Origin of the sequence: Kitasatospora sp. NPDC091207 (genome assembly GCF_044768625.1) — a bacterium.
In the GTDB taxonomy this organism is placed as follows: domain Bacteria; phylum Actinomycetota; class Actinomycetes; order Streptomycetales; family Streptomycetaceae; genus Kitasatospora.
Genome location: NZ_JBIVVS010000006.1, coordinates 252,216 through 277,506 on the forward strand (window position 1 = coordinate 252,216; position 25,291 = coordinate 277,506).

Consider the following 25,291-nt stretch of genomic DNA (forward strand, 5'->3'; position numbering starts at 1 on the left):
CGCGCCGCGGCCTCCGGACCGGGGCCGCCGGCCGGGTCGGCGGCGGCGGCGCGCTCAGCGCCCGGGAACCGCCGCGGCCAGATCGCCGGCCGCCTCGGCCAGCGCCCGGGAGGCGGTGTCCACTCCCTGGGCCAGTGCCCGCACGTCCAGCCAGAGCCGGATCGCGAGGACACCGAGGACCAGCAGACCGGCGGTGGCGAGCAGGACGGCGGCGACAAGCATCCAGGACATGGCCACCACCCTATCCGCCGGCCCCGGACCGCTCGGTCCGGCCCGACCGCCCCGGCCGGCGGACGACCCCGGCACTCACCCGGGGGTGGAGCCCCCGGCCGGGACCAGCCGCATCGTCCGCACCCCGGCACCGGTCAGCGCCGACACGATCTTCTCCCCCGCCGGCTTGCGGACCGACGCCCCGCAGAGCGGGCAGCCGAAGCTGTAGTGCGCCTGGGCCGGCGTCCGGCCGAGGGTGAGGCGGAACTCCTCCGCCGGCAGCTCCACCTTCTCCCGGCACTCCGAGCAGTAGACCTTGAATCTGGTACCCGGCTCCACGGCTCAGACCTGCCCCGGCCCGCCGACCGTCGTGGCCTCGTAGGCGTCCAGCGCCTGCCGCGCCGCCGACCGCGCCTGCTCGGCGAGGGCCGGCGGCGAGACGATCCGCCCGTCCCGGCCGAGCCGCAGCGCCAGCGGGCGCAGCTGGGACGGGTCGGCGCTGCGCAGGGTGATCCGCAGCCCGCCGTCCGGCAGTTCCTCGGCCCGGTCGTGGGTGTAGTACTCGGCCACCCAGCGCCCGCCGGAGGACACCTCGACCACCACCTCCGGGTCGTCCGCGGACGGGTTGACCAGCCCGCCCGAGAGGTCGCGCGGCTCACGCCTGGGCGGGTCGGAGGGGACGTCCAGCACCCGGATCTCGGCGACCCGGTCGAGCCGGAACATCCGGTGGTCCTCGGAGGTCCGGCACCAGGCCTCCAGGTAGGTGTGCCCCTCGGTGAGCAGCCGGATCGGGTCGACCTCACGCTCGGTCATGCCGCCGCGCCCGTGCGAGTAGTAGCGCAGCCAGAGCCGCCGGCCCTCGCTGAGCGCGCGGTCGATGTCGGCGAAGACATGGCTCTCCGCCTCGAAGGTGACGCCGACCCGGGCGCTGCCCTCGGCGCTGTCCCCGGCGGCGTTCTCGATCTTGGCGACGGCCCGGGTGAGCGCCTCCCGGTCGCCGGCCCGCAGCCCGGGCAGGCCCGCCACCGCGCGGGCGGCGACCAGCAGCGCGGTCGCCTCGTCGGCGGCCAGCCGCAGCGGCTGGGCGACGTCGTCGACGTTGTGCCACCAGATCCGCTCGCCGTCGGTGTCGATGTCGAGCAGGTCACCGCCGCGGAAGCTGGTGCCGCACATCGGCAGGACGTTGAGGTCGCCGATCAGTTCGCGCTCGGTGATGCCGAAGGCCCGCGCCACCTCGGCCACCTCGGCACCGGGCCGCTCGCGCAGGTAGGTGACCAGCGAGAGCATCCGCCGGGTCTGGTCGATCGCGTTGCTCATGCCCGCACTCCTTCAGCACTCTCCACCGCGGCGCCGTCGGCGGCGCCCGCCCCGGCCACCGCGCGCAGCCGCTCGATCACGTCGGAGCGCAGCTCCTCGGGGCCGAGCACCAGGACGTCCGGCCCGAACTCGGCGAGGTCCGCGCCGAGCCCGTTCCCGTACGGGATCTCCAGCACGTCCCATCCGTCGTCGGCCCCGCCGGTCCCGCCGGCCGAGGGCTGGGGGACGGTGCTCAGCGCCTTGGTGCGCAGCGGGAAGCCGGCACCGCGGCGGACCTTGACGCGCGCGGTCGCGGTGGCGCCCTCACCGGCGAACTTCGCGACGGTGGCGCGGACGTCGACGTGCTCGGGGACGGCGCCGAGGAAGGCACCGGTGCGGGCGCGGACCTTGCCGGTGATCCGGCTGAGCCGGAAGACCCGGGCGTCGGCGCGGTCGCGGTCCCAGCCGGCCAGGTACCAGTGGCCGCGCCAGCACTCCAGTGCCCAGGGCTCCACGGTGCGCTGCTCGGCCACGGCGGCGCCGGCCTTGCGGTAGTCGAAGGTGACCGGCCGGCGGTCGCGGGCGGCGGTGAGCAGCGGCTCGAACGCGGCCTCACGGGCGGGGATCCGCGGTTCGAGGGCGGTGCGGCCCTCGGTCTCGGTGAACGGGACGCCGGCGGCGCGCAGCTTCTGCAGGGCACCGCTGGCCGCGCCGGACATCTTGGCCTGCTGCCAGACCCGGGCGGCGAGGGTGAGCGCGGCGGCCTCCTCGGCGTCGAGGGCGATCTCCGGCAGGCGGTTGCGGTCGGCGCGGGCGAGGTAGCCGAGTTCGCCGTCGAGGGCGTTCTCGTCGACGTCGATGACCAGACCGAGTTCGCGCAGGTCGTCCTTGTCCCGCTCGAACATCCGGTTGAAGGCGTCCTCGCTGCTGTTCTGCCAGGCCTCGCGGTACGCCTCGATGGATTCCCGCAGCTCCTTCTTGGAGAGCGGACGTCTGGTGTTCATCAGGCACAGGGCGAGATTCATCAGCCGCTCTGCCTTGGCGATCGCCATCGCTGACCCTTCCGGTGTGCCGCGCCGCGCGCGGGGTGCGCCCGCCGGGCAGTGTCGACCCGGCGTGGACCGACCGTACCGGTAGCGGTACGCACTGCAAAAGCCGAGCCCGCAAACGCGTGGGGCCGCACCCCCGGGGCGGGGGTGCGGCCCTCGGTCACGACCGGCTCAGACGCCCAGCAGGTCGACGACGAAGATCAGGGTCGAGCCGGCCGGGATGAGCGGGGACGGCGACTGGTTGCCGTACGCCAGGTGAGCCGGGATGACCAGCTCGCGGCGGCCGCCGACCTTCATCCCGACGACGCCCTGGTCCCAGCCCTTGATGACGCGGCCGGCGCCGAGCGGGAACGAGAACGCGCTGCCGCGGTTCCAGCTGGCGTCGAACTCCTCACCGGTCTCGAAGGTCACACCGACGTAGTGGACCTTGACGACCTGGCCGGGCTTGGCCTCCTCGCCGGTACCGACCTCGATGTCGCGGACCTGCAGCTCGGTCGGCGCGTCGCCGATCGGGAAGTCGATCTCCGGCTTCTTCTTGTCGCTCACAACTGCCTCTTCTCACGATGGTTTCGATCCATGACCAAGCGGCGGGCGCCCGCACCCCGGTCCGTTACCCGGACCACGGTACGGGCGCCCGCCGCCCGTGGGGCTCGGCCACGCGGCCGGTCCCGAAGGTCACACACCCACCATTGTCACCCGAAAGTGGATCAGCCCTGACCCGCATCGAGAATGTCGACCACGAACACCAGGGTGGAGTTGGCCGGAATGTCGCCCTGGGCCTGGTCCTTGTATCCCAGCGAGGCGGGGATGACCAGCTCGACCCGGCTGCCGACGGTCTGGCCCTCCAGGCCCTGGTCCCAGCCCGCGATGACCTGGCCGCCACCGACCGGGAAGGAGAAGGCCTGGCCCTTGCTCAGCGAGGAGTCGAAGACCTTGCCGTCCTTGAACAGCGCGCCGGTGTACTGGACGACGACCTTCTCGCCCTTCTCGACCTTGGGACCGGTGCCCTTGATCAGGACGTGGGTCTTGAGCTCGGTCGGGTCGGCGGCGCCGGCCACCGGGGTGATGTCGGCCGGCTTCTTGCCGTTGTCCTTCACCTGCGGGAAGTCCGCGGGCGGCGGGGTCACGGTGCCGCTGACCACGGCGTCCGGCGCGTTGCTGTTGCGGATGTCGATGACGAAGACCAGGTTGTCCTTGGCCCCGATCGACATGTTGGGGTTGCCCTGGGCGCCGAACGCGGCGGCCGGCGGGGCCACCACGAGCACCCGGCTGCCGGCCTTCTTGCCGACCACGGCCTGGTCGAGCGCCGGGATCAGCGCGTCGGTGCCGGCCTGGAAGATCTGCGGCTTGCCCGACTCGTCGTACGAGCTCGGGATGTCCTTGCCGGTCGTCCAGTCCTTGGCCGTGTAGTCGACCGAGGTCCAGGAGTTCTTCTCGACCTTGGGACCGGTGCCCTCGGAGAGGACCTTGACCACGAAGCTGCCGTCGGCCTGCTCACCGGGCACCTCGATGGCGGCCTTCTTGCCGAACTCGCCGGTGACGGTCGGCAGCACCTTGGCGGTGTCCTTGATCGGCGGCACCGGCTCGGCGGACGGCGTGGCCGGCGCGGACTTGGCGGCGTCCGGCTTGGCCGCGGTGTCCGTCTTGGACCCGCCGTCGCGGTTCACCACGTACAGCGTGATGCCACTGCCGACCAGCAGCACGGCCAGCACGGTGCCGAGGATCACACCGAGCTTGCCGACCCCGGGCGGGTTCTCGCTGTACCCGGCCTCCGAGGTGTCCTGGCGGCGCACGTTCGAGGCGAAGATCTGCGGGGTCTCGTCGGTCTTGGTGCCGCCCGCGCTCCGCCTCTCCTGCGCCTCACCCGGCTGGGTCCACCCCGGCGAGTGCTTCAGGATCGACGGCGGTACGACGATCGACTCGCCGTCGCCGGGCAACGGGCCACCGGGCCGCGAGTCGGCCGGGTCACCGGCGGAGTTTCCGTTCGCGGTGCCGGCCCCGCCCGGGCTCGACGCTTTCTCAGACATGACTCCCCATCCATCTCGCCACGAGGTCTTCGAGGTCTACGGCCGGCGTGGTGAGCGCCGGAGTGCTGTCGCACTGCCGCCCGGAACCCGGACGCCGACGGCGCCTACCACAGTGCGAGGGCAGTATGACAGGTCAGGATGAGGGCGGACGCTTTCCTGTGCGAGCGCCCGCCCAAGCGTACGGACCCCGCCCGCCTCCCGACAGGGTTCGGCGGCTCAGACCGCCTCGAGAATGTCGATCACGAAGACCAGCGTCGAATTCGGCGGGACGGAGCCCTGCGCCTGGTCCTTGTAACCGAGGGCGGGCGGCACCACCAGCTCCACCCGGCTGCCGACGGTCTGGCCGACCAGACCCTTGTCCCAGCCCTCGATCACGCTGCCGGTGCCGATCTGCAGCGCCTGCGCGCCGCCGTGGCTCCAGGACGAGTCGAACTGCTGGCCGTTGCTCCAGAGCACCCCGGTGTACTGCACGACGAGGGTCTGCCCGGACTTCACCGGCTTGCCCTCGCCCTTGATCAGGACGGCCTGCTGGAGGTCGGTGGGCGGGGCCTGCCCCGGCGGGATGGTGATCGTCACAGCGGCCTTGCCGTTGTCCTTCACCTGCGGGAGGTTCGCCGGGGGCTGAGTCATGGCGCCGGAGAGGGTGGAGTCCTGCGGCAGGCTCTCCATGATGTCCAGCACGAACACCACCGTGTCGCCGGGGCCGACCCCGAGCTGGCCGTTGCCCTGACTGCCGAACGCGGCGGCCGGCGGGGCGACGACCAGCAGCCGGCTGCCGACCTTCTTGCCGATCACGCTCTGGTCGAAGGCGGGCACCAACTGCCCGCTGCCCGCCTGGTACAGCTGCGGCTTGCCGCCCTCGTCGTAGGAGCTGGGCAGGTCCTTGCCGGTCGTCCAGTCCTTGGCGGAGTAGTTCACCGTCACCCAGTCACCCTTGTTGACCGTGGAACGGTCGCCCTCGCTGACGGTGTTCACCACGAACTGGCCGCTGGGCGCACCGGGCGGGATGGTGATGGTGGCCTTGCTCCCGAACCCGCCGCCCGACAGCGTCGGCATCGGCGAGGCCTCGTTCACCGGTGCCGGCACGGTGGGGGCCGCGCTGGACGCCGAGGGCGTCGCCGGGCTGGTCGCCTTGGTGGAACTGCTGCAGGCGACCGCCAGCAGCAGGGGCAGGGTGAGAAGCAAACCGGCGGTGCGGCGCACGGTGATCCTAACTGTCGGTCAAAGTCGGTTCTCCGGACTCGACGGACAGCGTATTCCCCGACGTGGTCCGGCCCCGGTAGACACCGCCGGGGCCGGACACCGCAAAGATCACAACGGGACGGCGCGGCTCACATCCCCGCGATCAGCTTCTCCACCCGCTCGTCCACCGAGCGGAACGGGTCCTTGCAGAGCACCGTCCGCTGCGCCTGGTCGTTCAGCTTCAGGTGCACCCAGTCGACCGTGAAGTCCCGGCGCTGCTCCTGCGCCCGGCGGATGAAGTCCCCGCGCAGTCGGGCCCGGGTGGTCTGCGGCGGGACGGACTTGGCCTCGAAGGTCTTGAGGTCGGTGGTCATCCGCTTCGCCTGGCCCTTGCCCTGGAGCAGGTAGAACAGGCCGCGCCGGCGGTGGATGTCGTGGTACGCGAGGTCGATCTGGGCCACCCGCGGGTTGGACATGCTCATCTGGTGCTTCTCGCGGTAGCGCTCGATGAGCTTGTACTTCATGATCCAGTCGATCTCGGTGGCCACCCCGTCCAGCCGCTCGGTGCGGACCGCCTCCAGGGTGCGCCCCCAGAGGTCCAGCACCTGGGCGATGGTGCCGGTGTTGATGCCCTTGTGGTCGGCGAACTCCAGCGCCTTGCTGTAGTACTCCTCCTGGATGTCCAGGGCACTGGCCTCACGGCCGTTGGCGAGCCGGACCTGGTGGGTGCCGGTGAGGTCGTGGCTGACCTCGCGGATCGCCCGGATCGGGTTCTCCAGGGTGAGGTCGCGCATCACCACGCCGGCCTCGATCAGCCGGAGCACCAGGTCCGTGGCGCCGACCTTGAGCAGGGTGGTGGTCTCCGACATGTTGGAGTCGCCGACGATGACGTGCAGCCGGCGGTAGCGCTCGGCGTCGGCGTGCGGCTCGTCGCGGGTGTTGATGATCGGGCGGGAGCGGGTGGTCGCGGAGCTGACGCCCTCCCAGATGTGCTCGGCGCGCTGGCTGACGCAGTACACCGCGCCGCGCGGGGTCTGCAGCACCTTGCCGGCGCCGCAGATCAGCTGGCGGGTCACCAGGAACGGGATCAGCACGTCGGCCAGCCGGGAGAACTCCCCGTGCCGGGCCACCAGGTAGTTCTCGTGGCAGCCGTAGGAGTTGCCGGCCGAGTCGGTGTTGTTCTTGAACAGGTAGACGTCCCCGGCGATGCCCTCCTCGTGCAGCCGCCGCTCGGCGTCCACCAGCAGCCCTTCGAGGATGCGCTCGCCCGCCTTGTCGTGCGTCACCAGCTCGACGACGTCGTCGCACTCGGGGGTGGCGTACTCGGGGTGGGAGCCCACGTCGAGGTAGAGGCGGGCACCGTTGCGCAGGAACACATTGCTGCTGCGGCCCCAGGAGACAACGCGGCGGAAGAGGTAGCGCGCCACCTCGTCCGGTGACAGCCGTCGCTGACCCCGGAACGTGCAGGTGACGCCGTACTCGTTCTCCAGCCCGAAAATTCGGCGGTCCATGGCACCTTCTCTCGAAGGAATCACCGGCTGTGGCCGGTGCGCGGATCGGGATCCTGAACTCTGCGGCACCGGGCCGCAGCTGGCCTCATAGGCTGATCCCCTGCTTCGGCAGCGGGCAGGGCTTGTCCGGGGCCGGCCGTCAGGTCGGCTTGAAGCCCCGCGGTCTCGACCGTTGGGGAGGAGTCACGAGGCGTCCGTTCTCTGAGAGGACCTCCGAGGGAAGTCCCGCACGACGGCGGGTGGTGACCGCCGTACGGGACTCCCCGGCACTGCTAGTCCGACTCTGCCGCCGGCGGGGCGGCCACCGGCTTCTCGTCGTCGTCCGTCTCGGCGGTCTCGTCGCCGTCGAGCAACCGGGCGAGCTGGCCGCCCAGGATGCGCTTGAACTTGCGCTGCTGGAAGCGCTGGCGGTCCAGGACCGCCACCTCCAGCTGCTCGGGGGTCAGGGTGCGCGGGCTGCCGCCGTTGGGGTCCCGGGCGAGGGAGTCCACCGCGACCTTGATCGCGTCGGTCAGGGACAGCCCGCCGCGGTGGCGCTGGCCCAGGTAGTTGCCGATCGAGTCGGCGTTGCCGCCGACCACCACGTAGTTCTTCTCGTCGACGACCGAGCCGTCCGGGGTGAGCCGGTAGATCTGGTCCTCGTCCGTGGTGCGGCCGACCTCGGCCACGATCAGCTCGACCTCGTACGGCTTCTCGCCGACCGAGGAGAAGATGGTGCCGAGGGTCTGGGCGTAGACGTTGGCCAGGCCCCGGGCGGTGACGTCGGCCCGGTCGTAGGAGTAGCCGCGCAGGTCGGCGTAGCGGACGCCGCCGATGCGCAGGTTCTCGAACTCGTTGTAGCGGCCGACCGCCGCGAAGGCGATCTTGTCGTAGATCTCGGAGACCTTGTGGAGCGCCCGCGAGGTGTTCTCCGCGACGAAGACGATGCCGTCGACGTAGGTGAGCACGACCACGCTGCGACCGCGCGCGATGCCCTTGCGGGCGTACTCCGCGCGGTCCGCCATGGCCTGCTGGGGCGAGACGTAGAACGGTGTCGACACCGGCGGTCGTCCCTTCCTTGGTAGGTGTGGCTAGAGCAGCGGGGCCTGCGGGCCGTTGGGGTGGATGAGGCGCTCGTCGGTGATCGAGACGGCGATCGCGGAGACCTCGGCCTCGGTGAGCCGGCGGAAGCCGTCCTCGGTGATCAGCGAGACGATCGGGAAGATCTTCCGGGCCAGGTCCGGACCGCCGGTGGCGGAGTCGTCGTCGGCCGCGTCGTAGAGCGCCTGGACGACCAGGGTGGAGGCCTGCTCGGCGGTCAGGTCGGCACGGTAGAGCTTCTTCAGCGAGCCGCGGGCGAAGACCGAGCCGGAGCCGGTGGCGGCGAACCCGCGCTCCTCGGAGCGGCCGCCGGTGACGTCGTAGGTGAAGATCCGGCCGCGGCCGAGGTCGAGGTCGTAGCCGGCGAAGAGCGGGACGACCGCGAGGCCCTGCATCGCCATGCCGAGGTTGCCCCGGATCATGGTGGTGAGGCGGTTGGCCTTGCCCTCCAGCGAGAGCACCGCGCCCTCGATCTTCTCGTAGTGCTCCAGCTCCAGCTGGAAGAGCCGGACCATCTCGACCGCGAGCCCGGCGGTACCGGCGATGCCCACCGCGCTGTACTCGTCGGCCGGGAAGACCTTCTCGATGTCGCGCTGGGCGATCACGTTGCCCATGGTCGCGCGGCGGTCACCGGCGATGACCACGCCTCCGTCGAACACCGCCGCGACGATCGTCGTCCCGTGCGGGGCCTCGATGACCGCCCCCGCGGGCAGCTCCCGCCGACCCGGAATCAGCTCCGGCTGGTGGTCGGCCAGGAAGTCGAGGAACGACGAGGACCCCGGGGTCAGGAAGGCAGCCGGTAGACGCCCGGTGCCACGAGTGTTGGCTTCCACACGATTCCTTCCAGGTAGCTTGAAGCGCGCGCTGCCCGCACCCTACCCGCCCGACGATCACCGTCCGCGCGTGGAGGGCCGGACCGGGGCGGACGGGCGGCCATTGCCGCCCGCCCGCCCTCGGCGGTCGCGACCGTGAATTCCCTGAATGCCCGAACGGGGCTACTCGCCGCCCTTTTGGACAAATTGACGAACGAAGTCTTCGGCATTGGACTCGAGCACCTCGTCGATTTCGTCGAGAACCGCGTCGACGTCGTCGCTCAGCTTTTCCTGGCGCTCCTTGAGGTCGTCGGAATTCTGCGCTTCCGCGGCCTGCTCCTCGGCCTCCTCGGAGGAGCGGTTCGCCCGCTGCTGGCCGCCGTCGGTGTCCTTGCTCGCCATATCCCTCACCCCGCTAGATCGGTCTGGCACGGTTTGGTCGCTGCTTGCTGCACCGACCCTATACACAAGGTGCGACTACCGCTTCCGGTTTGCCGGTGGCGCTTCCTGTCCAACACCCGCTGTCACCCCGGATGATTCCCATTCGGCGGGCGTTCACCCGTGGTGATCGAAAAGTTACCCGCCGGCCAGTACCCGGAGCAGGTCCTCGGCCGTGCGGCAGCGGTCCAGCAGCTCCTTGACGTGGTTGCGGGTACCGCGCAGCGGCTCCAGCGTGGGGACCCGCTGCAGCGAGTCGCGGCCGGGCAGGTCGAAGATCACCGAGTCCCAGGAGGCGGCCGCCACGTGGTCCGCGTACTGCTCCAGACAGCGCCCGCGGAAGTAGGCCCTGGTGTCCTCCGGGGGCTTGGAGACGGCCCGCTCGACCTCCGCGTCGGTCAGCAGCCGCTCGAACCGGCCCCGGGCCACCAGACGGTTGTAGAGCCCCTTCTCGGGCCGTACGTCGCTGTACTGCAGGTCGACCAGGTGCAGCCGGGAGTTGTCCCACTCCAGTGCGTCGCGGCTGCGGTAGCCCTCCAGGATCTCCCGCTTGGCGATCCAGTCCAGCTGCCGGGAGAGCGACATCGGATCGCGCTCCAGCCGCCCCAGTACGTCCTCCCAGCGTGCCAGCACGTCGACCGTCTGCTCGTCCGCGTCGGTGCCGAAGCGGTCCTCGACGTACTTGCGGGCCAGCTCGAAGTACTCCAGCTGCAGCTGGACGGCGGTGAGCCGGCGACCGTTGCGCAGCGTGATGAGGTGCTTCAGCGTCGGGTCGTGCGAGATCCGGTGCAGGGTGCGCACCGGCTGGTCGACGGCGAGGTCGGCGGCGATGAAGGAGTCCTCGATCATCGCCAGCACCAGTGAGGTGGTGCCCAGCTTGAGGTAGGTGGAGATCTCGGAGAGATTGGCGTCCCCGATGATCACGTGCAGCCGGCGGTACTTCTCGGCGTCGGCGTGCGGCTCGTCCCGGGTGTTGATGATCGGCCGCTTGAGCGTCGTCTCCAGGCCGACCTCGACCTCGAAGTAGTCGGCGCGCTGGCTGATCTGGAAACCGTTCGCCGAGCCGTCCTGGCCGATGCCGACGCGGCCGGCTCCGGTGACCACCTGGCGGGAGACGAAGAACGGGGTGAGGTGGCGGACGATGTCGGCGAACGGCGTCGCCCGTTTCATCAGGTAGTTCTCGTGGGTGCCGTAGGAGGCGCCCTTGTTGTCGGTGTTGTTCTTGTAGAGGTGGATGGTCTGCCCGTTGGGCAGTTCCAGGGCGCGCTGGGCGGCGGCCGCCATGATCCGCTCACCGGCCTTGTCCCAGAGCACGGCGTCGCGCGGGTTGGTCACCTCGGGCGAGCTGTACTCGGGGTGCGCGTGGTCCACGTAGAACCGCGCGCCGTTGGTGAGGATGATGTTCGCGAGGCCGATGTCCTCGTCGGTCAGCTGGCTGGCGTCCGCGACGTCGCGCGCGAGGTCGAAGCCCCGGGCGTCGCGCAGCGGATTCTCCTCCTCGAAGTCCCAACGGGCCCGCCGTGCCCGGTGCATCGCCGCCGCGTACGCGTTGACGATCTGGGACGAGGTGAGCATGGCGTTGGCGTTGGGGTGCCCGGGTACGGAGATTCCGTACTCGGTCTCGATGCCCATCACGCGCCGTACGGTCATGCGGCCCTCCTTGCCCGGTGCGCCGCCCCCCACGGGCGGAACACGCTGACGTACCGCTGAACAACACCGGCGCCGGCCGTGTGCCCGCGAACGGTGGATCGAGCCTAGAACGCGGCACCGACAGGCGGGCCCCGAGACGCGCCGTCCGGCTGTGGGGCCGCGAGGCGCCACAGCCGGACGGGGAGCGTGCAGTTCCGGGGACCGCTGCCGGCGGCCCGGAGTGGTTCGGTTACAGGTACTGCCCGGTGTTGGCGACAGTGTCGATCGAGCGGCCGGACTCGGCGCCCTGCTTTCCGGTGACCAGCGTGCGGATGAAGACGATCCGCTCGCCCTTCTTGCCGGAGATCCGGGCCCAGTCGTCCGGATTGGTCGTGTTGGGCAGGTCCTCGTTCTCCTTGAACTCGTCCACACAGGCGGCGAGCAGGTGGGAGACGCGCAGACCGCGCTGACCGTGGTCGAGGAAGTCCTTGATGGCCATCTTCTTCGCACGGTCGACGATGTTCTGGATCATCGCGCCGGAGTTGAAGTCCTTGAAGTACAGGACCTCCTTGTCACCGTTGGCGTAGGTGACCTCCAGGAAGCGGTTCTCCTCGGTCTCGGTGTACATCCGCTCGACGACCGCCTGGATCATCGCCACCACCGTGGCCTCGACGGAGCCGTCGTGCTCCTTGAGGTCGTCCGGGTGGAACGGCAGCGAGCCCTTGAGGTACTTGGAGAAGATGTCCTTCGCGGCCTCGGCGTCCGGGCGCTCGATCTTGATCTTGACGTCCAGACGGCCGGGCCGCAGGATCGCCGGGTCGATCATGTCCTCGCGGTTCGAGGCGCCGATGACGATGACGTTCTCCAGGCCCTCCACGCCGTCGATCTCGGCGAGCAGCTGGGGGACGATGGTGTTCTCCACGTCCGAGCTGACACCCGAGCCGCGGGTGCGGAAGAGCGACTCCATCTCGTCGAAGAAGACGATGACGGGGGTGCCCTCGCTCGCCTTCTCCCGGGCCCGCTGGAAGACCAGGCGGATCTGCCGCTCGGTCTCGCCGACGTACTTGTTGAGCAGCTCGGGGCCCTTGATGTTGAGGAAGTAGCTCTTTCCCTGCGGCCGGCCGGTGACCTCGGCGACCTTCTTGGCGAGCGAGTTGGCCACCGCCTTGGCGATGAGCGTCTTGCCGCAGCCGGGCGGGCCGTAGAGCAGCACGCCCTTGGGCGGACGCAGCTCGTACTCCTTGAAGAGCTCGGCGTGCAGGTAGGGCAGCTCGACCGCGTCGCGGATCAGCTCGATCTGGTTGCTGAGGCCGCCGATCTGGCGGTAGTCGATGTCCGGCACCTCTTCGAGGACCAGCTCCTCGACCTCGGACTTCGGCACGACCTCGTACACGTAGCCCGAGCGGGGTTCGAGCAGCAGGGCGTCCCCCGCCCGGATGGTGAGCTCGCGCAGCGGTTCGGCGAGCCGGACCACCCGCTCCTCGTCCGTGTGACCGATGACCAGGGCGCGCTCGCCGTCCTCCAGGACCTCCTTGAGGGTGACGATGTCGCCGATGCTCTCGAAGGCCATCGCGTCCACGATGTTGAGGGCCTCGTTGAGCATCACCTCCTGGCCGCGCCGCAGCTCGTCGAGGTCGACGGTGGGGCTGACGTTCACGCGGAGCTTGCGCCCCCCGGTGAAGATGTCGGCGGTGCCGTCCTCGTTCTGGCTGAGGAAGGTGCCGAATCCGGCCGGGGGCTGTGCCAGCCGGTCCACTTCCTCCTTGAGGGCCACGATCTGGTCGCGGGCCTCTCGCAGGGTGGAGGCGAGCCGTTCGTTCTGGGCGGACACGCCGGCCAGGTTGGTCTGGAGCTCGACGATCCGCTCTTCGAGGATTCTCGAATTGCGCGGCGAGTCGGCGAGCTTGCGGCGCAGCACGGCGATTTCCTGCTCAAGGTACGAGACCTGAGCGGCCTCGTCGGAACCACGAGCGGGCCTGCCGGTGCTGCGGTTGTAGTCGTCATCGTGGGCTGCCACGGTCCTCACCTCCTCCGGGGAGCTGGACGCTTCCAGACCCTACCTGGGACCAGGGGTCCGTAAACCCCTAGATCAAGAAAGATGGAACGGGCGTGTCCGATCTTCGCCCTCGCGTGCTTCCCCTCTGCTAAGGAGATACCCAGCGCGCACCACCCAAAGCCGACCAGATGTATCGTCGAACAAGTCGATATCCGATCGGGACCGCGGGTCGCGGTCAGATCGTTGTACGAATGGCGGGATTGCCTCCCCATAAGGGGCGACCCGGGACAGAAACGGCAGGGGACCATGTCGGTGACCGAAGAGGCGACGACCGGCGAGGCGCTGGAGGTGTGGATCGACCAGGATCTGTGCACCGGCGACGGCATCTGCGCGCAGTACGCGCCCGAGGTCTTCGAACTCGACATCGACGGCCTCGCCTACGTGAAGGGCTCGGACGACGAACTGCGCCAGCAGCCCGGCGAGACCGTGCCGGTGCCGCTGACGCTGCTTCAGGACGTGGTCGACTCGGTGAAGGACTGCCCGGGCGACTGCATCCACGTCCGCCGGGTCTCCGACCGGGCCGAGGTCTACGGCCCGGACGCCGACTAGCCCCGAAGCGGAACCGGAGCGACACCGAACCGGAGCGGCACCGACGCGCCCCGAGCAGCCCGGAGGCGAGGCGGCACGACGCGAGCGAGCGGCTCCCGCCCCGAGCCGAAGGGCCGCGCCGGTGCCGAAAGGAAGAAGCGAGGACACCGCGAGGAACGAGCGACGTCGGAGCGCCGACCGTCGGCACCGGACGAGAGCGGCCCGGAGGCGAGCGGGCGACAACACATTCAGGCCTGCGCCAGCGGAGCGGCGGTCTGGGACCGGTCCCAGCCGCCGCTCCTGCGCGTCCAGGTGAGGTCCAGTGAGATGTCCGGGCTGAACCGCGGCACGTCGTCGCTGGAGTACCCCTGCGCGCGGCCGGTGATGACGCCGTCGCTGCGCAGGCCGAGCCGGCCGACGGTGAGGTTCTCGCGTTCGGAGAGCAGGGTGGCCACGACGGCGGGCCGGCCGTCGGTACCGGGGGCGAGCAGGTAGACGGCGTCCGGCGGGGTGCCGTTCTCGGCCGCGCAGTGCGCGGCGGCGACGGTGCCGGGCCGGCCGTCGCCGAGGTCGGCGGCGAAGCTGACGGATATCTTGACCGGGAACGGTCCGCAGTCCAGCGGGAGTTCGGCCTTGGCCGGATCGGGGGCGGCGGCGGCCGGGAGGGCCTTCACGGTGGGGTGGGCGGGTTTCGGTGTGCCGGTGGCCGGGTCCGCGGCGAACGCGGTGGCCACCACCGCGGCGCAGCCGCCGATCGCGAGGGCCCAGTGCCAGGGGGCCGACCGGGCGTGTCCGGGCCCGCTGCGGGCCTGCGGAGTCTGCTGCTCAACCGTCGCCGTGACCGCGGTCTCCACCAGGCGTTCCCCTCCAGTGGGTCGGTGTGAGCGAGCATCGTCCCACACCGGGGTGAGCCGGAGGGGGCCCGGGTGCGCCGGTAGCACGAAGGGGTGGTACCCGGGCGCGAAGCCCGTCGTACCACCCCTTGGCGACGTACCGTCAGCCGAGGTCCGGCTGCTCGCTGTCACCGGCGCGGGCGGCGGCCCGGGCCGCGGCGCGCTCCTGGAGGCTCCGCTCGGGCGTGCCGTTGTCGTAGTCCTCGCCGTACGCGCCCTTGGCCGGGCGGCGGCGGCGCAGCGGCGGCTCGACGCCGTCGGCGAGGCGGCGGGAGGTGAGGAGGAAGCCGGTGTGCCCGATCATCCGGTGGTCCGGGCGGACGGCCAGGCCCTCCAGGTGCCAGGTGCGGACCATGGTCTCCCAGGCCTGCGGCTCGGTGAAGGTGCCGTGGTCGCGCAGCGCCTCGACGGTCTTCGACATCTGCGTGGTGGTGGCCACGTAGCAGCAGATCAGGCCGCCGGGGACGAGCGCCTCGGAGGCGACGTCCAGGCACTCCCAGGGGGCCAGCATGTCGAGGATGACGCGGTCGACGTCGGACTCGACCAGGTTGTCCTGGAGGTCGCCGACGGTGAGCTTCCACGCCGGGTGGGGCCCGCCGAAGTAGCGCTCGACGTTGCCCTGGGCGATGTCGGCGAAGTCCTGCCGGCGCTCGTAGGAGGCCAGCATGCCGGTGTCGCCGACGGCGCGCAGCAGGTACGTGGAGAGTGCGCCGGAGCCGACGCCGGCCTCGACGACGCGGGCGCCGGCGAAGATGTCGGCCATCGCCAGGATCTGCCCCGCGTCCTTGGGGTAGATCACGGCGGCGCCGCGCGGCATGGACAGGACGTAGTCGGGGAGCAGGGGGCGCAGCGCGAGGTACGGGACGTTCCCCGTGGTGCGCACGACCGTGCCCTCGGGGGCGCCGATCAGCTCGTCGTGCGGGAACGCACCCTTGTGGGTGTGGAACTGGTTCCCGGCCTGGAGCGTGAACGTGTAGTGGCGGCCCTTCGGGTCGGTCAGCTGGACCTGGTCCCCGACCTGGAAGGGCCCGCGTCGGCGGGTGGCACCGGTCGGTTCGGACATGCGGACAAGCTTAAGGGAAGCGGGCGCTCCGGCCGACCACGATGATCACCGGCCGGCGATGGCGGCGGTCAGCCGCTGCTCGATGTCGCTGAGCGTGGCGACGCCGTAGACCCGGCCGTCGGGCTCCACCACCAGGTACTCGGTGGCCGGGCTGGCCTGGAGGGCGCGCAGCAGGTCCTCGCCGGCGAGGTCGACGGGGAGCCGCAGGCCCGGTTCGAGGTCGCGGGACAGCGCGCCGACGGCGACCCAGGGGCGGCGGTGCTCGGGGACCTCGCGGACCTGGGACTCGCGGACCAGGCCGATCGGCTCGCCGCGGCCGTCGATCACGACGAGGGCCCCGGCCTGCGCCTCGCGGACCCGGCGCAGCGCCTCGCCGAGCGGGGTGTCGGCGGTGACCTCGACGACCCGGCGGACGAGGTCACGCAGCCGCAGACCGGGCAGGACCTCCTTGAGCCGGGCCTGGTGCACGCCGGCGCCGGCGCCGTTCCAGATGATCACCGCGAGGACGGCGGCCAGCACGGCGTCGACCAGGGTGTCGGTGGTGGTGCGCTCGACGCCGCGGGCGGCGCCGAGCAGCGGGAGGCCGATCAGGACGGCGACGGCCAGCGCGCGGCCGACCCAGGCGGCGGCGACGGTGCCGGCCATCGGCCGGCCGGTGACGGCCCAGACGACGGCGCGCAGCATCCGCCCGCCGTCCAGCGGGAGGCCGGGCAGCAGGTTGAAGGCGGCGACGACGAGGTTGGAGACCATCAGACCGGTGAGCAGCACTCCGGGGACGCTGGAGAGCTCGACGGCCTGGACCCCGAGGTAGAACACGCCGCCGAGCACCAGGGAGAGCAGCGGGCCGACGAAGGCCAGCCAGAACTCCCGCCAGGGGCTCTCGGCCTCCTTCTCGATCTCGGAGACACCCCCGAGGAACTGCAGCCGGATCCGGCGGACCCCGAGCCGGTAGCGGAGCGCGACCACGGTGTGGGCGAGTTCGTGGATCAGGACCGAGCCGTAGAAGGCGACCGCGAAGAAGAACGCGACCAGGTAGCGGGTCGCGCCGAGCCCGGGCAGGACGTGTTCCAGCTGACCGCCGAAGACCCAGGTGATCAGCGCGGCGATGACGAACCAGGAGGGGGTGACGTAGACCGGCACGCCGAACGGCCGGCCCATCAGGATGCCGCTGCGCCGGTCCGGCCCGTCGGGCGGCCGGGGGCCCGGCCGGGCGCCGCCGTCCTGCGGTGGCCGGTCGGAGGTCTGCCGGCCTCTGCTGTCGCTCACCGTGGTCCCTTCGGTCGGTTCACCGCTCGTGCGCCGTGCGCCGGTGCGCCCACGCTACGTGATCAGCGCCGGGTACCGTCGCGCGCCCCTCTCGCAGGCTTCATACCCACTGGGAGGGCGGTGTGGCAGCACCGTGGCAGCGGGATGACAGTTCAGGGCAATAGGGTCGGGGTATGCAGCAGACCGACACCAGCAGCGCCGTCGCGGCCCCGGCACGTCCACCGGCGCCGCCGACCGGGCTGTCCCCGTCCCGCGCGGGGGACTTCCTGACCTGCCCGCTGCTGTACCGGCTGCGGGTGATCGACAAGCTTCCGGAGCCGCCGAGCGCGGCGGCGACCAGGGGCACGCTGGTGCACGCGGTGCTGGAGCGGCTGTTCGACAGCCCGGCGGCCGACCGGACCCCGGAGCGCGCGCTGGGCCTGCTGCGGCCGCAGTGGGAGCGGCTGCTGGGCGAGCGCCCGGAGCTGGTCTCGCTGTTCCCGGAGGACCCGGACGGCGCGGCGCTGACCCGCTGGCTGGCGGACGCCGAGAAGCTCGTCGAGCGCTGGTTCCGGCTGGAGGACCCGACCCGGCTGCACCCGGTGGAGCGGGAGCTGTACGTGGAGACGGCCCTGGAGTCGGGGCTGCTGCTGCGCGGTTACATCGACCGGGTCGACGTCGCGCCCACCGGCGAGGTGCGGCTGGTGGACTACAAGACCGGCCGGGCGCCCTCGCGGGACTTCGAGGGCAAGGCGATGTTCCAGATGAAGTTCTACGCGCTGGTGGTGTGGCGGTGGAAGGGCGTGATCCCCAAGCGGCTGCAGCTGGTCTACCTCGGCGGGGGCGGGGACGTGGTCAGCTACGACCCGGACGAGGCGGACCTGCTCGCGGTGGAGCGCAAGCTGCAGGCCCTCTGGGAGCGGATCGCCGAGGCGGTGGCCACCGGCGACTTCCCCGCGACCCGCAACCGGCTCTGCGACTGGTGCGACCACCAGGCCAGCTGCCCGGAGTTCGGCGGCACTCCCCCGCCGTACCCGCTGCCGCTGGCCCGTACGTCTGACGAGGGCGATCCCACGGGGGATCCGATGAGCAAGGAGTCCTAGGTGACGATCCGAGTGCTGCTGGTCGACGACCAGCCGCTGCTTCGCACCGGTTTCCGGATGATCCTGGAGGCCGAGGCCGACCTGGTGGTGGTCGGTGAGGCCGGCGACGGCCAGCAGGCGCTGGACCAGGTCCGGGCGCTGCAGCCCGACGTGGTGCTGATGGACATCCGGATGCCCCGGATGGACGGCGTGGAGGCGACCCGCCGGATCGCCGGCCCGGGTCGGGACGGCCCGGCGAAGGTCCTCGTGCTGACCACCTTCGACCTGGACGAGTACGTGGTGGAGGCGCTGCGCGCGGGCGCCAGCGGCTTCCTGCTGAAGGACGTGCCGGCCGAGGAGCTGGTGCAGGCGATCCGGGTGGTCGCGGACGGCGCGGCGATGCTGGCGCCGAGCATCACCCGGCGGCTGCTGGACATGTACGCCACCAAGCTGCCCTCCGGCGAGGACACGCCGCCGCAGGCGCTCAACGCGCTGACCGAGCGCGAGCTGGAGGTGCTGAAGCTGGTGGCGCGCGGCCTGTCCAACGCGGAGATCGCGGCGGAGCTGTTCGTCAGCGAGACCACGGTGAAGACGCACGTCGGCCATGTGCTGACCAAGCTCCAGCTGCGCGACCGGGTGCAGGCGGCGGTGTACGCCTACGAGAGCGGGCTGGTGCGCCCCGGCGCGCTCTGATCCCGGCCGGACCGGTCCCGGCCGGACCGCGGCATGACGGTGGCCCGTCCACTCCCCTTGCACCCTGGGGGGAGTGGACGGGCCACCGTGCTGAGGGTCACCCGGTCGCCCGGGTCACTTGCCGAGGCGGCCGATCTCCCAGAAGCGGAAGAAGCCGGTGGTGTCGACGGTCGACTCCACGCCGGTGATGTTCGAACGCGACGCGTAGAAGGCCTTGTTCTGGAACAGCGGGATCAGCGGCGCGTTGTCGGCGACGATGCCCTGGATCTGCGCGTAGGTGGCGGCGGCCGCCGCGCGGTCGGCCTGCTTGAGGCTCTCGGGCACCAGCTTCTGGCTGATCCGCGGGTCGTCCCAGCCGTGGTGGTAGGACCCGCCGTCGACGATCAGCGGCGCGACGTAGTTGTCCGCGTCCGGGTAGTCGGCGAACCAGCCGATGGTGTAGGCCTGGTACTTGCCCTCGACCCAGCCCTTCTTGTAGACGTCCCAGTCCGCCTCGTGCTGGACCGTCACCTGGAAGAGGCCGCCGTTCTCCAGCTGCTTCTTCAGCGCGTCGGCCTCGGCGCCCTGGGCGCGCGAGCGCGACCAGGTGAGGGTCAGCTTGACCGGCATCGGGACCTTGGCCGTGGTCAGGATCGTCTTGGCCTTGTTGACGTCCTGGTCGCCGTACTTGTCGAAGAAGGCGGTGTTGTGGCCGGCGACGCCGGCCGGGACCATCGAGTAGAGCGGCTGGACGGTGCGCGCGAAGACGTCGCGGGCGAGCGACTTGCGGTCGACCAGCTGGGCGGCGGCCTGCCGGACGGCGACGTTGCCGCCGGTCGCGTCCTTGGTGTTGAAGACCAGGTAGCGGGTGTCGTTGCTGTCGCCCTCGACGACCTGCAGGTCGCTCTTGCCGCCCTGCTGGTCGGCCAGCACCTGGGCCGCGGTGTTGGGCTCCAGGCTGTTGTCGGCCAGGTCGATGTCGCCCTTGTCGAGCGCGGCCTTCAGCTCGGCCGGCTTGTCGAAGTACCGGAGGGTGAACTTCTTGTTCCGGAGCTTGGCGTCGCCGGTGTACTTGTCGTTGGGGGACAGCGCGACCTTGCCGGGGACCTTGGCGCCGCCCTCGACGGCCGTGGTCTCGATCGAGTCGATCTTGTACGGGCCGGAGCCGACCAGCTTGTCGTTGGACAGCAGCTTGTCGGCCGGGAAGACCTCCTGGTCGACGATGGCGCCGGCCGGGCCCGCGAGCTTCGCGGGGAGGGTCGCGTCGGGCGCGGAGAGGTGGAAGACCACCTCGTCGTCGCCCTTGGCCTCGACCGACTTGATCGACTCCAGCAGGCCCGCCGGGCCGCTCGGGTCGGCGATCTTCTTCGTCCGCTCGATGGAGTGGACGACGTCGGCGGCGGTGAGCGCGTGGCCGTTGGAGAACTTCAGGCCGCTCTTGAGCGTGCAGTGGTACTGGGTGGCATCGCCCGCGCTGAACTCGCAGGACTGCGCGGCGTCCGGGCCGGGGGTGCTGGAGGCGGCCGGGTAGGACAGCAGCGACTGGAAGGTGTTGCGCAGCAGCAGCCAGGAACCGGCGTCGTACGCGCCGGCCGGGTCCAGCACATTGGTGACCGAGGTGGTGCCCATCGTGATCGCCTTGTCGCCGCCCCCCTTGACGGCGTCGGTGACCGAGCCGCAGCCGGCCACCGAGACGGCCACCAGGCCGGCGCAGCCGAGCACTGCCAGTCGTTCAGCTGAAGTCTTCACGGGTCGCGTCCTTCGGGTGCGGTCCGGCCGGGGGCCGGCGGCCCGCACTCGGTTGGTCCTCCGGGGTCGTGGAGGTCGCGCACGGACCGGGCGCCGTGCGACCGCGGGCAGGACGGGGTTGCCCGTCAGCGGCGGTGGCAGGGCTCGGGGGTGGGGAACGAACTGGAGTAGCGTGCCATATCGAACACACACCACCGATACCCGTACAAGTGACAGTTGGGACACGAGGGGACGGTGTGACTGCGGCCGCTCAACGAGTTGTCAGGCAATGCCCGATTTCTCCCCGGGGGCGTGCCGTGAGCGGACGGCACCGATCACGTACCGGTCGGTAAGACCTCTCCGCAATGAGACGACAATCACACTCGCGAGGTGACCAGCGAGCGGAGCAGCTCAAGATCGACGTGCTCCAGCGAGGGCAGCACGAGCCGTCCCGGGGCCGGCTCGATCGGCGCCACCGACGGCACCGCGATCACCGGGCACCCGGCCGCCTCGGCCGCGCGGACGCCGGTCGGGGCGTCCTCCACCACCACGCAGCGGGACGGCTCCGCCCCCAGCCGGCGCGCCGCCTCCAGGTACGGGTCCGGGTGCGGCTTGGTGCGCGGCACCTCGTCCCCGGCGACCGTGAAGGCGAAGTGGTGGGCGCCCAGCGACTGCAGCACGATGTCGATCACGTGCCGGTGCGAGGCGGACACCAGGGCGGCCGGAACGCCGTGCGCGGCAAGGGTGTTGAGGAGCCGTTCGGCGCCCGGCATGAGCGGCACGCCGCCGCCCAGCAGATCCACGAAGCGCTGGTTGATCAGGACGGTCAGGTCGGCCGGCGCGATGTCCACCCCGGTGGCGGCCAGCAGGTAGTCGATCACCCGGCTCATCGGGCCGCCGACCACGTGGGTGCGGTCGTTCTCGTCCAGCGTGAAGCCCAGCTCGGCGAAGAGCGAGGCCTCGGCCTGCCACCAGAAGTTCTCGGTGTCCACCAGGGTCCCGTCCATGTCCAGCAGCACCGCCTGCAGGCCCCGGCCCTCGCTGTGGTCGAGGGTGCGGGTGGCGGTGGAGATGGTGGTCATGGGGGGATCCTTCCGTCCGTGCCCCGGGGCGACCGCCCCTGGGGATGGCACGGGCCGGCCCGCTGGTGAGCGGACCGGCCCGTTCAGGATGATCCAGGATACGCCCCGCCCGGCGGAAAAGGGCGAACGGTGCGCGACCCGGGGGTTACCGCGCGTTGAAGTACGTGGCCTCCGGGTGGTGGATCACGATCGCGTCGGTGGACTGCTCGGGGTGCAGCTGGAACTCCTCCGACAGCACCACGCCGATCCGCTCGGGCCGCAGCAGCTCGGCGATCTTGGCGCGGTCCTCCAGCTCCGGGCAGGCCCCGTAGCCGAGCGAGAAGCGGGCGCCCCGGTACTTCAGCGCGAACATGTCCTTGACGTCCTGCGGGTCCTCGCCGGAGAAGCCGAGCTCGAAGCGGACCCGGGCGTGCCAGAACTCGGCCAGCGCCTCGGCCAGCTGCACCGAGAGCCCGTGCAGCTCCAGGTAGTCGCGGTAGGAGTTGTTGGCGAACAGCTCGTTGGCCGCCTCGGAGATCCGGTTGCCCATGGTGACCACCTGCAGGCCGACCACGTCCTTGGCGCCCGACTCCTCCGGACGGAAGTAGTCGGCCAGGCAGAGCCGGCGCCCACGCCGCTGGCGCGGGAAGGTGAAGCGGGTCCGCTCGGTGCCGTCCTCGTTGTAGACGATCAGGTCGTCGCCCTTGGAGTTGGCGGGGTAGTAGCCGTAGACCACGGCCGCCTCCAGCCAGCCCTCGGTCTGCAGCCGGTCCAGCCACATCCGCAGCCGCGGCCGGCCCTCGGTCTCCACCAGCTCCTCGTACGAGGGGCCGTCGCCGCTGCGGGCGGCCTTCAGGCCCCACTGCCCCTTGAACAGCGCGTCCTCGTCCAGCCAGGAGGCGTAGTCGGCGAACGGGACGCCCTTGACGATCCGGTCGCCCCAGAACGGCGGGGCCGGCACGGTGTTGTCGACCGAGACGTCCGAGCGGATCTGGCCGAGGTTGACCTCCTCCGGCTCCTCGACCACCACCCGGGCGTGCCGGCGCTGCTTGAGCTCCGGCAGGGTCGCGCCGGGCACGCCGCGCTTGACCGCGATCAGCGCGTCCATCAGCCGCAGGCCCTCGAAGGCGTCCCGGGCGTAGCGGACCTCGCCCTCGTAGATCTCGTGCAGGTCCTGCTCGACGTAGGCGCGGGTGAGCGCGGCGCCGCCGAGGATCACCGGGTAGTCGGCCGCCAGCTTGCGCTGGTTCAGCTCCTCCAGGTTCTCCTTCATGATCACGGTGGACTTGACCAGCAGGCCGGACATCCCGATCACGTCCGCCCGGTGCTCCTGGGCGGCGTCCAGGATCGCCGAGACCGGCTGCTTGATGCCCAGGTTGACCACGGTGTAGCCGTTGTTGGACAGGATGATGTCGACCAGGTTCTTGCCGATGTCGTGGACGTCGCCCTTGACGGTGGCGAGCACGATGGTGCCCTTGCCCTCGTCGTCGGACTTCTCCATGTGCGGCTCCAGGTGGGCCACCGCGGTCTTCATCACCTCGGCGGACTGCAGCACGAACGGCAGCTGCATCTGGCCGGAGCCGAACAGCTCGCCGACCACCTTCATGCCGGCCAGCAGCGTGCTGTTGACGATCTCCAGCGCCGGACGCTCCGCCAGCGCCTCGTCCAGGTCGGCCTCCAGGCCGTTGCGCTCGCCGTCGATGATCCGGCGCTGCAGGCGCTCCTCCAGCGGCAGCGCCGCCAGCTCCTCCGCCTTGGACGCCCTCATCGAGGTCGAGGAGACGCCCTCGAAGAGCCGGAGCAGCTTCTGCAGCGGGTCGTAGCCCTCGCTGCGGCGGTCGTAGACCAGGTCGAGCGCGACCTCGCGCTGGTCCTCGGGGATCCGGGCCATCGGCAGGATCTTGGAGGCGTGCACGATCGCGGAGTCCAGGCCGGCCTCGACGCACTCGTTCAGGAAGACCGAGTTGATCACCATCCGGGCGGCCGGGCTCAGCCCGAAGGAGATGTTGGACAGGCCCAGGGTGGTCTGCACGTCCGGGTGGCGGCGCTTGAGCTCGCGGATCGCCTCGATGGTCTCGATGCCGTCCCGGCGGGACTCCTCCTGGCCGGTGCCCAGGGTGAAGGCCAGGCAGTCGACCAGGATCGAGCCCTCGTCGATGCCGTACTCGGTGGTGAGCTGGGCGATCAGGCGCTCGGCGATGGCGACCTTGGTCTCGGCGGTCCGGGCCTGGCCGTCCTCGTCGATGGTGAGGGCGATCAGGCCGGCCCCGTGCTCGCGGGCCAGCGAGGCGATCCGCCCGAACCGGGTGTCCGGGCCGTCGCCGTCCTCGTAGTTGACCGAGTTGAGCAGCGCGCGGCCGCCGAGCGCCTCCAGGCCCGCGCGCAGCACGTCCGGCTCGGTGGAGTCCAGCACGATCGGCAGGGTGGAGGCGGTGGCCAGCCGGCCGGCGATCTCCTTCATGTCGGCGACGCCGTCGCGGCCGACGTAGTCCACGCAGAGGTCCAGCAGGTGGGAGCCGTCCCGGATCTGCTCACGGGCGATCTCCACGCAGGCCTGCCAGTCGCCGGCCAGCATCGAGTCGCGGAACTTCTTCGAGCCGTTGGCGTTGGTGCGCTCGCCGATCGCCAGGTACGAGGTGTCCTGACGGAACGGCACCGCCTGGTACAGCGAGGCCGCCGAGGGCTCCGGGCGCGGGTCGCGCGCGGCGACCGGACGGCCCTGGACGCGCTCGACCACCTGGCGCAGGTGCTCGGGCGTGGTACCGCAGCAGCCGCCGACCAGCGAGAGGCCGTACTCGCGGGTGAAGACGTCGTGCGCCTCGGCCAGCTCGGCCGGGGACAGCGGGTAGTGGGCGCCGTCCTTGCCCAGGACCGGCAGGCCCGCGTTCGGCATGCAGGACAGGCCGATCTTCGCGTTCTTGGCGAGGTAGCGCAGGTGCTCGCTCATCTCGGCCGGGCCGGTGGCGCAGTTCAGGCCGATGTAGTCGACACCCAGCGGCTCCAGGGCGGTCAGCGCCGCGCCGATCTCCGAGCCGAGCAGCATGGTGCCGGTGGTCTCGACCGTCACCTGGACGAGCACCGGCAGGTCCAGCCCGGCCTCGGCGAGCGCGCGCTTCGAGCCCAGGATCGCGGCCTTGGTCTGCAGCAGGTCCTGGCTGGTCTCCACCAGCAGCGCGTCGGCACCACCCGCGATCAGACCGGCCGCGTTCAGCTGGAAGCCGTCGCGCAGCACCTCGTACGGGGCGTGGCCGAGGGTGGGCAGCTTGGTGCCGGGGCCGATCGAGCCCAGCACCCAGCGGGTGCGGCCGTCGTCGAAGGAGTCGGCGGCCTCACGGGCGATCGCGGCGCCCGCCTCGGACAGCTCGAAGATCCGCTCGGGGATGTCGTACTCGCCGAGCGCCGAGAAGTTGGCGCCGAAGGTGTTGGTCTCCACGCAGTCCACGCCCACCGCGAAGTACGCGTCGTGGACGGAGCGGACGATGTCGGGCCGGGTGACGTTCAGGACCTCGTTGCAGCCTTCCAGGTTCTGGAAGTCCTCCAGGCTCGGGTCCTGGGCCTGGAGCATGGTTCCCATCGCCCCGTCGGCCACCACCACCCTGGTGGCGAGCGCCTCGCGCAACGCGTTCGCGCGGCTCTGCTGAGTGATGGACGGGTCGGCTGCAGTGGCCATGGGGCTTCTCCCTGGGTGCGACGGCTGTCGGCTTTGCGCACCCGCTGAATCGGGCACGC

The 25,291-nt window shown here is 71.1% G+C and carries 22 protein-coding genes; 3 read left to right on the plus strand and 19 right to left on the minus strand.

Going from position 1 to position 25,291, the window contains the following annotated elements; all coding sequences use genetic code 11:
• Nucleotides 1-54: 54 nt before the first annotated feature.
• The 13 genes from ACIQTO_RS14255 to arc all read right to left on the minus strand — a co-directional run bounded on the left by ACIQTO_RS14255 (nucleotide 55) and on the right by arc (nucleotide 13,251).
• On the minus strand, nucleotides 55-231 hold the full coding sequence (locus ACIQTO_RS14255) for a hypothetical protein (protein ID WP_402387577.1): 177 nt from the start codon (nucleotides 229-231) through the stop codon (nucleotides 55-57).
• 75 nt (nucleotides 232-306) lie between these two features.
• Complete coding sequence (locus tag ACIQTO_RS14260) at nucleotides 307-549, minus strand: hypothetical protein (RefSeq protein WP_402387580.1); 243 nt, start codon at nucleotides 547-549, stop codon at nucleotides 307-309.
• A gap of 3 nt (nucleotides 550-552) precedes the next feature.
• Nucleotides 553-1,527 (minus strand): helix-turn-helix transcriptional regulator, encoded by a 975-nt coding sequence (locus tag ACIQTO_RS14265; RefSeq protein WP_402387583.1) that lies wholly within the window; start codon nucleotides 1,525-1,527, stop codon nucleotides 553-555.
• Nucleotides 1,524-2,558, minus strand: a complete 1,035-nt coding sequence (locus ACIQTO_RS14270; RefSeq protein ID WP_402387586.1) for a helix-turn-helix transcriptional regulator — start codon at nucleotides 2,556-2,558, stop codon at nucleotides 1,524-1,526. Before ACIQTO_RS14270 ends, ACIQTO_RS14265 begins: the two co-directional genes overlap by 4 nt.
• 168 nt (nucleotides 2,559-2,726) lie before the next feature.
• A complete protein-coding gene (locus tag ACIQTO_RS14275; protein ID WP_380577083.1) occupies nucleotides 2,727-3,101 on the minus strand; it encodes an FKBP-type peptidyl-prolyl cis-trans isomerase in 375 nt (124 codons plus the stop codon).
• Between the two features lie 161 nt (nucleotides 3,102-3,262).
• Nucleotides 3,263-4,582 (minus strand): FKBP-type peptidyl-prolyl cis-trans isomerase, encoded by a 1,320-nt coding sequence (locus ACIQTO_RS14280; protein ID WP_402387589.1) that lies wholly within the window; start codon nucleotides 4,580-4,582, stop codon nucleotides 3,263-3,265.
• Nucleotides 4,583-4,798: 216 nt separating this feature from the next.
• Nucleotides 4,799-5,785 (minus strand): FKBP-type peptidyl-prolyl cis-trans isomerase, encoded by a 987-nt coding sequence (locus ACIQTO_RS14285; protein WP_402387592.1) that lies wholly within the window; start codon nucleotides 5,783-5,785, stop codon nucleotides 4,799-4,801.
• A 128-nt stretch (nucleotides 5,786-5,913) separates the two neighbouring features.
• A complete protein-coding gene (pafA, locus tag ACIQTO_RS14290; RefSeq protein WP_402387595.1) occupies nucleotides 5,914-7,275 on the minus strand; it encodes a Pup--protein ligase in 1,362 nt (453 codons plus the stop codon).
• 272 nt (nucleotides 7,276-7,547) lie between these two features.
• On the minus strand, nucleotides 7,548-8,315 hold the full coding sequence (prcA, locus tag ACIQTO_RS14295) for a proteasome subunit alpha (RefSeq protein WP_402387598.1): 768 nt from the start codon (nucleotides 8,313-8,315) through the stop codon (nucleotides 7,548-7,550).
• Between the two features lie 30 nt (nucleotides 8,316-8,345).
• Entirely contained in the window at nucleotides 8,346-9,188 is an 843-nt protein-coding gene (gene prcB / locus ACIQTO_RS14300) for a proteasome subunit beta (RefSeq protein ID WP_402387601.1), read from the minus strand.
• A 162-nt stretch (nucleotides 9,189-9,350) separates the two neighbouring features.
• Nucleotides 9,351-9,569, minus strand: coding sequence for a ubiquitin-like protein Pup (locus tag ACIQTO_RS14305; RefSeq protein WP_380577077.1), 219 nt, complete (start codon nucleotides 9,567-9,569; stop codon nucleotides 9,351-9,353).
• A 174-nt stretch (nucleotides 9,570-9,743) separates the two neighbouring features.
• Nucleotides 9,744-11,255: a depupylase/deamidase Dop gene (gene dop, locus ACIQTO_RS14310; protein WP_380577076.1), complete on the minus strand. Its 1,512-nt coding sequence runs from the start codon at nucleotides 11,253-11,255 to the stop codon at nucleotides 9,744-9,746.
• Between the two features lie 229 nt (nucleotides 11,256-11,484).
• Nucleotides 11,485-13,251 (minus strand): proteasome ATPase, encoded by a 1,767-nt coding sequence (gene arc, locus ACIQTO_RS14315; RefSeq protein ID WP_402387605.1) that lies wholly within the window; start codon nucleotides 13,249-13,251, stop codon nucleotides 11,485-11,487.
• Between the two features lie 285 nt (nucleotides 13,252-13,536).
• Here arc and ACIQTO_RS14320 point away from each other — a divergent pair, with 285 nt between their 5' ends.
• Nucleotides 13,537-13,839 carry a ferredoxin gene (locus ACIQTO_RS14320; RefSeq protein WP_402387608.1) on the plus strand — a complete coding sequence of 101 codons (303 nt, stop codon included), beginning with the start codon at nucleotides 13,537-13,539 and terminating at the stop codon, nucleotides 13,837-13,839.
• A gap of 227 nt (nucleotides 13,840-14,066) precedes the next feature.
• Here the strand turns inward: ACIQTO_RS14320 and ACIQTO_RS14325 are convergent, their stop codons facing one another.
• From ACIQTO_RS14325 to ACIQTO_RS14335, 3 genes are all read right to left on the minus strand, one after another.
• On the minus strand, nucleotides 14,067-14,672 hold the full coding sequence (locus ACIQTO_RS14325; RefSeq protein WP_402387611.1) for a hypothetical protein: 606 nt from the start codon (nucleotides 14,670-14,672) through the stop codon (nucleotides 14,067-14,069).
• Between the two features lie 142 nt (nucleotides 14,673-14,814).
• Nucleotides 14,815-15,774, minus strand: a complete 960-nt coding sequence (locus tag ACIQTO_RS14330; protein ID WP_402387614.1) for a tRNA (adenine-N1)-methyltransferase — start codon at nucleotides 15,772-15,774, stop codon at nucleotides 14,815-14,817.
• 45 nt (nucleotides 15,775-15,819) lie between these two features.
• Nucleotides 15,820-17,040: a site-2 protease family protein gene (locus ACIQTO_RS14335; protein ID WP_402387617.1), complete on the minus strand. Its 1,221-nt coding sequence runs from the start codon at nucleotides 17,038-17,040 to the stop codon at nucleotides 15,820-15,822.
• Nucleotides 17,041-17,213: 173 nt separating this feature from the next.
• Between ACIQTO_RS14335 and ACIQTO_RS14340 the strand changes: the two genes are divergently transcribed.
• Nucleotides 17,214-18,122 (plus strand): RecB family exonuclease, encoded by a 909-nt coding sequence (locus ACIQTO_RS14340; protein WP_402387620.1) that lies wholly within the window; start codon nucleotides 17,214-17,216, stop codon nucleotides 18,120-18,122.
• On the plus strand, nucleotides 18,123-18,794 hold the full coding sequence (locus ACIQTO_RS14345) for a response regulator (RefSeq protein WP_402387623.1): 672 nt from the start codon (nucleotides 18,123-18,125) through the stop codon (nucleotides 18,792-18,794).
• A gap of 114 nt (nucleotides 18,795-18,908) precedes the next feature.
• On the opposite strand, the gene ACIQTO_RS14350 is transcribed toward ACIQTO_RS14345, so the two are convergent.
• From ACIQTO_RS14350 to metH, 3 genes are all read right to left on the minus strand, one after another.
• Nucleotides 18,909-20,522 (minus strand): ABC transporter substrate-binding protein, encoded by a 1,614-nt coding sequence (locus ACIQTO_RS14350; RefSeq protein WP_402387626.1) that lies wholly within the window; start codon nucleotides 20,520-20,522, stop codon nucleotides 18,909-18,911.
• Between the two features lie 356 nt (nucleotides 20,523-20,878).
• A complete protein-coding gene (locus ACIQTO_RS14355) occupies nucleotides 20,879-21,583 on the minus strand; it encodes an HAD family hydrolase (RefSeq protein WP_402387629.1) in 705 nt (234 codons plus the stop codon).
• A 145-nt stretch (nucleotides 21,584-21,728) separates the two neighbouring features.
• Nucleotides 21,729-25,232, minus strand: a complete 3,504-nt coding sequence (gene metH, locus ACIQTO_RS14360; protein WP_402387632.1) for a methionine synthase — start codon at nucleotides 25,230-25,232, stop codon at nucleotides 21,729-21,731.
• Nucleotides 25,233-25,291: the final 59 nt, after the last annotated feature.